The sequence below is a fragment of the Methylobacterium sp. WL8 genome (genome assembly GCF_008040045.1).
Classification (GTDB): Bacteria; Pseudomonadota; Alphaproteobacteria; order Rhizobiales; family Beijerinckiaceae; genus Methylobacterium; species Methylobacterium cerastii.
In genome coordinates this window covers 20,007-27,358 of sequence record NZ_VRVF01000068.1, presented here as the reverse complement: position 1 = coordinate 27,358, position 7,352 = coordinate 20,007, and the positions used below count along the sequence as shown (strand labels likewise).

5 protein-coding genes and 1 pseudogene are annotated in these 7,352 nt (G+C 68.2%); all 6 read right to left on the bottom strand.

Features of this window, described 5'->3' with window-relative positions; translation table 11 throughout:
* Positions 1-127 precede the first annotated feature (127 nt).
* The 6 genes and pseudogenes from FV234_RS20295 to FV234_RS20270 all read right to left on the bottom strand — a co-directional run bounded on the left by FV234_RS20295 (position 128) and on the right by FV234_RS20270 (position 7,304).
* Positions 128-574 carry a hypothetical protein gene (locus FV234_RS20295; RefSeq protein ID WP_147752403.1) on the bottom strand — a complete coding sequence of 149 codons (447 nt, stop codon included), beginning with the start codon at positions 572-574 and terminating at the stop codon, positions 128-130.
* A gap of 96 nt (positions 575-670) precedes the next feature.
* Positions 671-925, bottom strand: coding sequence for a PIN domain-containing protein (locus tag FV234_RS20290; RefSeq protein WP_246686249.1), 255 nt, complete (start codon positions 923-925; stop codon positions 671-673).
* 257 nt (positions 926-1,182) lie between these two features.
* A pseudogene (locus FV234_RS20285) lies at positions 1,183-1,320 on the bottom strand (AbrB/MazE/SpoVT family DNA-binding domain-containing protein); the annotation flags it as partial.
* A gap of 75 nt (positions 1,321-1,395) precedes the next feature.
* On the bottom strand, positions 1,396-5,148 hold the full coding sequence (metH, locus tag FV234_RS20280) for a methionine synthase (protein ID WP_147831279.1): 3,753 nt from the start codon (positions 5,146-5,148) through the stop codon (positions 1,396-1,398).
* Positions 5,149-5,316: 168 nt separating this feature from the next.
* Positions 5,317-6,237 carry a methylenetetrahydrofolate reductase [NAD(P)H] gene (gene metF / locus FV234_RS20275; RefSeq protein ID WP_147752399.1) on the bottom strand — a complete coding sequence of 307 codons (921 nt, stop codon included), beginning with the start codon at positions 6,235-6,237 and terminating at the stop codon, positions 5,317-5,319.
* Between the two features lie 56 nt (positions 6,238-6,293).
* The gene (locus FV234_RS20270; protein ID WP_147831277.1) at positions 6,294-7,304 is read right to left on the bottom strand and encodes a metalloregulator ArsR/SmtB family transcription factor; all 1,011 of its coding nucleotides are present in this window, start codon (positions 7,302-7,304) and stop codon (positions 6,294-6,296) included.
* Between the last annotated feature and the right edge of the window lie 48 nt (positions 7,305-7,352).

Here is a 7,352-nt window from a genome sequence, read left to right as displayed (position 1 = left end):
AGACGCGGCCCGTAACCCGGGCTCCCATCGAAGAGGCAGAATCCAGCCTCTCGGACGTCGGCCAATCCGTGGCAAACACCGATAACGATCCAAACCGAGCGTAACACCAGACTTCTGCAGCAGCCTGCTAGCGCAGCCCGATGCCGGGGGTTGTGCGGCCGGGCAGGCGAGGCACCTTCGCGGTGCGCGACTCGATCGGGCCGCCGCAGGCGTAGACGAACTCGGTCTGCAGGTCAGTGAACACCGCCTCGCCGGTGATCTTGCAATCCTCGCGCACGGTCTCGTCGAGGTAGGTCCGCGCCGCGAGGCGGAAGCGTGCCGCCCGCGTCTCGCCGGGGTCGCGCTCGGCGTAGCGGTCGCCGATGCCGCAGCCGGTGACCTCGCGCAGGGCGTTCGAGACGACGAGCATCCGCCGCTGCTGGCGCTGGTCGTAGACCTCGTAGGGATCGTTGCAGGAGATCGTGACCACCTGCGGCGTCAGGCTGACGTAGGTCTTGGAGATGTGGGAGAAGCCGGTGCAGCCGGTGACCGCGAGGCCCGTCGCGACGGCGAGGAGGAACGCCAGCCGCTGCATACCCGTCTCCACGCAACCCGCCCGCGGACCATCCCGCCCGGGCATTGAAGCCGCGATGGCCGCCCGGTCAAGCTCCACTGGGACACAGGTGCCGGCTTATGCGCCCCCACCCTCCCAATCCTCGACGCGCAAGCCCGGCACCCGCGCGAATTCGCGTACGTCGCGGGTGACGAGGATCAGGTTTCGGGCGAGCGCCTGGCCGGCGATCAGCGCGTCGTAGGGGCCGATCGGCGTTCCGTCCTCGGCGAACGCGGCACGAATCTCGCCCGCCTTGCGGTCGTCGTCCAACGCGAAATCCACGATCGACATGCGCAATCCCTCGAACGCTTCGAGGGCGACGTCGACGCGCAGAGCGCGAAAGGCTCCGAACAGAAGCTCGTGCGCGACGATGGATGACGGAGAGGCCGTAAGCGCGTCAGGGATGGCCGAAGACCTTTTCGGTGACGACAGGTCTCCGGTTCATCACCGCGATCAGCACGTTCGTGTCGAGCAGGAACCTCTGTCGAAGAGCGCATCGAGACCGGGTCGGTCCTGCCGCGGCAATCCTGCTCGACGACCGCGAGAAGGCCCGTGGCGACCTCGTCGGTCAGGTGAGGAAACGACGCCTACTCGTCGTCCAACGGTTCGAGGATGACGGCGTAGCCATCGCGCCTGATCCGCACCGCCTCCGCGTCGAAGCGGAGTTCCTTCGGCAAGCGGACGGCCTGCGATTGCCCGGACCAGAACACCTTCGCGATGTCGGCCATGACTGCCACCTGCCATATCTTCCAAGGGATATATGCAGATGGCGTCCAGGCAGGAAACGGGCGAGGCGGCGCCCGCTACTCCGCCGCCACCGCCAGATACCGTGCCGGGTCGTAGTTCAGGATCGGCCCGAGCCAGCGCTCCACGGCATGGAGGTCCATGCCCTTGCGCTCGGCGTAATCCTCGACCTGGTCGCGCTCGACCTTCGCGACGCCGAAATAGTGCGCCTTCGGGTGCGCGAGGTAGAGGCCGGAGACCGACGAGCCAGGCCACATGGCGTAGGATTCGGTGAGCTTCACACCGATGCGGCGCTCGGCCTGGAGCAGGTCGAACAGGGTGACCTTCTCGGTGTGGTCGGGCTGCGACGGGTAGCCCGGGGCCGGGCGGATGCCGTCGTATTCCTCGCGCACGAGGTCTTCTGGCGCGAAGGTCTCGTCCGGCGCATAGCCCCAAAACTCGCGCCGCACGCGCTCGTGCATGCGCTCGGCGAAGGCCTCGGCGATGCGGTCGGCGAGCGCCTTGACCAGGATCGAGCGGTAGTCGTCGTTGGCTCGCTCGAACTTCTCGGCGATCCGCACCTCTTCCAGGCCCGCCGTGACGACGAAGCCGCCGACGTAGTCGGCGATCCCGGTCTCGGCCGGCGCGACGAAGTCGGACAGGCAGGTGTTCGGCCGGCCGTCGCGCTTCGACAGCTGCTGGCGCAGGCCGTGGAAGGTGGCGAGTTGCTCGGACCGGCTCTCGCCGGTGTAGAGGGCGATGTCGTCGCCGATCGCGTTGGCCGGCCAGAATCCCAGGATCGCCTTCGGGTTGAACCAGCGCTCGGCGACGATCTGCTTCAGCATCGCCTGCGCGTCGTCGAACAGGGCTTTCGCCGCCGGCCCCTGGTTCGGATCCTCGAAGATCGCCGGGTAGCGGCCCTTGAACTCGTAGGTCTGCAGGAACGGCGTCCAGTCGATGTAGGGCACGAGGTCCGCGACCTCGTAGGCGCCGAAGACGCGGGTGCCGGTGAAGCTCGGCTTCTTCGGTGCGTACTCCGTCCAGTCGATCTTGAAGGCGTTGGCGCGGGCCTTGGCGAGCGGCAGGCGCTGCTTGTCGAGCTCCGAGCGGGCGTGGGCGTCGGCGACCTTGGCGTACTCGGCCTGCACCTTCTCGATCACGCCGCCGCGGGTCTCCTTGGAGATCAGGCTCGACACTACGCCGACCGCGCGGCTGGCGTCGGTGACGTAGATCGCTTGGCCCCGCTGGTAGGACGGGTGGATCTTCACCGCGGTGTGGACGCGGCTGGTGGTGGCGCCGCCGATCAGCAGCGGCACGTCGAAGCCCTCGCGCTCCATCTCGGCGGCGACGTGCACCATCTCGTCGAGCGAGGGCGTGATCAGCCCGGACAGCCCGACGATGTCGACGTTCTCCTTGCGGGCGACGTCGAGGATCTTGGCCGCTGGCACCATCACGCCGAGATCGATGATCTCGTAGTTGTTGCAGGCCAGCACGACGCCGACGATGTTCTTGCCGATGTCGTGGACGTCGCCCTTCACGGTGGCCATCAGCACCTTGCCGGCGGCGCGGCGCTTGCCGTCGCCGCCGTTGGCGAGCTTCTCCGCCTCCATGTACGGCTCGAGGTAGGCTACCGCCTGCTTCATCACGCGGGCGGACTTCACCACCTGCGGCAGGAACATCTTACCGGAGCCGAACAGGTCACCGACCACGTTCATGCCGGCCATCAGTGGCCCCTCGATGACGTGGAGCGGGCGCTCGACGCCCTGGCGCGCCTCCTCGGTGTCGGCGAGGATGTACTCGGTGATGCCGTTGACCAGCGCATGCTCGATGCGCTTCTCGACCGTGTTCTCGCGCCAGGTCAGGTCGGCGGTCTTGGCCTGGGCCGAAGCGCCGGTCTTGAAGCGTTCGGCCGACTCCAGCAGGCGGTCGGTGGAATCGTCGCGCCGGTTGAGGACCACGTCCTCGCACAGCTCGCGCAGCTCCGCCGGAAGCTGGTCGTAGACCGCGAGCTGGCCCGCGTTCACGATGCCCATGTCCATGCCGACCTTGATCGCGTGGTACAGGAACACCGCGTGCATCGCCTCGCGCACGGGCTCGTTGCCGCGGAAGGCGAAGCTCAGGTTCGAGATGCCGCCCGAGATGTGGGCGTGGGGCAGCGTCTCGCGGATGATGCGGGTGGCCTCGATGAAGGCGACGCCGTAGCCGTTGTGCTCTTCGATGCCGGTCGCCACCGCGAACACGTTCGGATCGAAGATGATGTCCTCGGGCGGAAAGCCGACCTCCTCGGTCAGCACCTTGTAGGCCTTGGTGCAGATTTCGACCTTGCGCTCCAGCGTGTCGGCCTGCCCCTCTTCGTCGAAGGCCATCACCACCACGGCCGCGCCGTAGGAACGGCACACCTTGGCGTCGGCGATGAACTTCTCGATGCCCTCCTTCATGGAGATCGAGTTCACGATCGCCTTGCCCTGGATGCACTTGAGGCCGGCTTCGATGACGTGGAACTTCGAGGAATCGACCATCACCGGCACGCGGGCGATGTCGGGCTCGGCGGCGACGAGGTTGAGGAACTCGACCATCGCCTTCTCGGAATCGAGCAGGCCCTCGTCCATGTTGACGTCGATGATGCTGGCGCCGGCCGCGACTTGGTCGCGTGCCACGTCGAGGGCCGCCGCATAGTCGCCTGCCGTGACGAGCTTGCGGAACTTGGCCGAGCCGGTGACGTTCGTGCGCTCGCCGACGTTCACGAAGGGAATCTCCTTCGTCAGCGTGAACGGCTCCAGGCCGGACAACCGCATCAGCGGCGCGATCGTCGGGATCGCTCGCGGCGTCTTGCCGGCGACGGCCTCGGCGATGGCGCGGATGTGGTCCGGCGTGGTGCCGCAGCAGCCGCCGACCATGTTGACGATGCCGCCCTCGGCGAACTCGGCGACCAGCTTGGCCATCGCCTCCGGGCTCTCGTCGTAGAGGCCGAACTCGTTGGGCAGGCCGGCATTCGGGTAGGCGCAGACCAGCGTGTCGCAGACGCGGGAGAGCTCGGAGATGTGGCCGCGCATCTCGCGGGCGCCGAGGGCGCAGTTGAGGCCGAAGGTCAGCGGCCGGCAATGGCGCAGCGCATTCCAGAACGCCTCGGGGGTCTGGCCAGACAGGGTGCGCCCGGACAGGTCGGTGATGGTGCCGGAGATCTGGATCGGTAGCTTGACGCCGCGCTCGTCGAACACCTGCCAGGTGGCCGCGATCGCCGCCTTGGCGTTGAGGGTGTCGAAAATGGTCTCGATCAGGATCAGCTCGGCGCCGCCGTCCATCAGGCCGCGGACCTGCTCGGCATAGGCCTGCTTGACCTGATCGAAGGTCACGGCGCGGTAGCCGGGGTTGTTCACGTCCGGCGAGATCGACAGCGTGCGGTTGGTTGGGCCGACGGCGCCGGCGACGAACCGGCGGCGGCCGTCCTTCTCCTCGGCGAGCTTGGCGGCCTCGCGGGCGAGCCGCGCGCCTTGCGCGTTCAGCTCGTGAATCACCGATTCCATGCCGTAATCGCCTTGCGCGATCGTGGTGCCGGAGAAGGTGTTGGTCTCGCAGACGTCGGCGCCGGCCAGGAAGTAGTCGAGGTGGATCTGCCGGATCGCGTCGGGCTGCGTCAGGATCAGGAGGTCGTTGTTGCCCTTCTGGTCGTGGGAATGGTCCGCGAAGCGCTCGCCCCGGAAGTCGGCCTCGCCATAGCCGAGGCGCTGGATCACGGTGCCCATCGCCCCATCGAGGACGAGGATCTTCTCCTTGGCGCGCTGGCGCAGGGCGGCTTCGATTTCGGTGCCGTCGACGGGGCGGAGGTCGGTCATGGATGTCTCACTCGTCATTCCGGGGCCGCGCAGCGGAGCCCGGAATCCAGAACCGCGACGGGTCCGGAAGGTCGGTTTCGGCTGTCGTCGAAGTCGTTTCGGCAAGGTCGGAGCGTCTGGATCCCGGGCTCGCCTGCGGCGCCCCGGGATGACGGAGCGGTCGAGCCGTCAGGCGGCCTTCGCCGCCATCACCTTCGGCGCCTGGGCACGCAGGCCAAGGAGATGGCAGATCGCGTAGACGAGGTCGGAGCGGTTCATCGAGTAGAAGTGGAAGTCGTTGACCCCCTCGTCCACCAGATCGAGCACCTGCTCGGCCGCCACGGCCGCCGCCACCAGCCGGCGGGTCTCGACGTCGCCCTCAAGCCCCTCGAACCGCGCCGCCAGCCAGTACGGCACCGAGGCGCCGGTGCGGCGGGCGAAGTTGGCAGCCTGCTTGAAGTTCTGCACCGGCAGGATGCCGGGGATGATCGGAATGTCGATGCCGGCGGCGCGCACCTTGTCGACGTAGCGCAGGTAGACCTCGTTCTCGAAGAAGAACTGCGTGATCGCCTGGTCGGCGCCGGCGTCGACCTTGGCCTTCAGTGCGTCGATGTCGGCGTCGAGCGAAGCGGCCTCGGGGTGCTTCTCGGGATAGGCCGAGACCGAGACCTTGAAGTCGCCGATCCGCTTGATGCCGGCCACGAGGTCCGAGGTCTGCGCGTAGCCGCCGGGATGCGGACGGTAGGCGTGCCCGACGCCCTCGGCCGGGTCGCCGCGCAGCGCCACGATGTGGCGCACGCCGGCATCCCAGTAGGACTGCACCACCGCATCGATCTCGTCGCGGGTCGCGTCCACGCAGGTGAGGTGGGCGGCCGGCTTGAGGCCGGTCTCGGTCACCATGCGGGCGACGGTGTTGTGGGTGCGCTCGCGGGTCGAGCCGCCTGCGCCGTAGGTCACCGAGACGAACTTCGGCCCGAGCGGCGCCAGGCGCTCGATCGAGGACCAAAGGATCTTCTCCATCTCCTCGGTCTTCGGCGGGAAGAACTCGATCGAGACGCGGATCGGGTGGTAGCCGTCGCGGCTGGCACGGTGGCGGATGGCGTTCGGCATGGGCTTCGTCCTCGATGTCGTTCGGTTCAGACGATCGTCACGGATATTTGGCCGCCTCAGGCGACGGCGCGCTCGGGTCGGATGGCCTCGGGCATCGCGCGGCGGTCCGCCGCGAGCCAGAGGGTGACGGTGAGCTGGGCTCGGTCCGTCGGAGCGAGGTCGCGGGTCACCTCGGTGTCGAGCCCGGCCTCGGACAGCCAGCCCGAGACCTGGTCGGCGGCAAAGCCCAGGCGGCGGTGAGCCTGCGACTCGCGTAGGAACTCCAAGTCGTGCGGCGCGAAGTCGACCACCAGCATCCGACCGCCCGGCGCCACGAGGCGGGCCGCCTCGCGCAAGGCGCGCCCAGGCTCGTCGAGGTAATGCAGCACCTGATGCACCACCACGAGGTCGAAGCTTCCGCGGGCGAAGGGCGGCGCGTGGATGTCGCCCTGGCGCAAATCGACCCGCGAAAGGCCCATCCGCTCGAGGTTGGCGCGGGCGACCGACAACATGGCGTGGCTCGAGTCGAGGCCGGTCGCGCGGGCGGCGAGCGGCGCCAGCAGCCCGAGCATCCGCCCGGTGCCGGTGCCGAGATCGATCAGGCTGCGGACCGGGCGCGGACCGAGCGCCGCCAAAACAGCCGCCTCGACGGTGGCCTCGGGCACGTGGAGCGAGCGCAGCTCGTCCCATTTCGGCGCGAGCCGCGCGAAGAAGGTCTTGGCGGTTTCCGCCCGCTGGTTGCGGACCGCATCGAGCCGGGCGCGATCCTCGGAGAGCGGTGCGCCGTCGCGTGCGAGCCCCGCGATCAGTGGATCGACGAGGCCGGCCCGGGTCTCGGACAAGCGGAAGAACGCCCAAGCCCCTTCGCGGTGGCGCTCGATCAGCCCGGCCTCGACGAGAAGCTTGAGGTGGCGCGAAATCCGCGGCTGCGACTGGCCGAGGATGTCGGTGAGGTCGGAGACAGAGAGCTCGCCCTCCGACAGCAGCGCCAGGATGCGCAGGCGCGTTTCCTCAGCCGCCGCCCGGAGCACACCGAGGGCGTCGGGGAAGGAGACCGGTGCCGTCGTCTGGGCGCGATCATGAGACATAAAGATATCTTTATGTTCGATCGCATCTTGTGGCAAGCGCCTTTTCTT